Source organism: Verminephrobacter aporrectodeae subsp. tuberculatae At4 (assembly GCF_000193225.1).
Lineage (GTDB): Bacteria > Pseudomonadota > Gammaproteobacteria > Burkholderiales > Burkholderiaceae_C > Acidovorax > Acidovorax aporrectodeae.
This window is the reverse complement of the sequence record NZ_AFAL01000673.1, coordinates 1-276: the sequence shown is the minus strand read 5'-3', so window position 1 is coordinate 276 and position 276 is coordinate 1. Positions and strand designations below refer to the sequence as shown.

At 63.8% G+C, this 276-nt stretch carries 1 pseudogene; it reads left to right on the top strand.

What is annotated here, in order from left to right:
• Positions 1-96: 96 nt before the first annotated feature.
• A pseudogene (locus VTU_RS28670) lies at positions 97-276 on the top strand (ISL3 family transposase); the annotation flags it as partial.

Genomic DNA, 276 nt, shown 5'->3' with positions numbered 1-276 from the left:
CATGCACAATAGCCGCTGGTAGTGGACGCCAGCGGGCAGGTCGCCTCGGGCCTGTCCACAGGTCCACCAAGTTGATGTTGAACATGGGAGTGTCTGATGGGTGTTGAACTGGAAGCGCTGTTCACCAATGCGCTGGGGCTGCAAGCGCCGTGGGTTGTCGAGAACGTCAAACTCAACACCACCGACCGCCGGATCGACTTCGAGATTGGCTGCCAAGGCGCTGGCCTGGCGTGCCCGGCCGTGGCCTGCGCCGCGTTGCAGCAGCAGGTCGCAGGG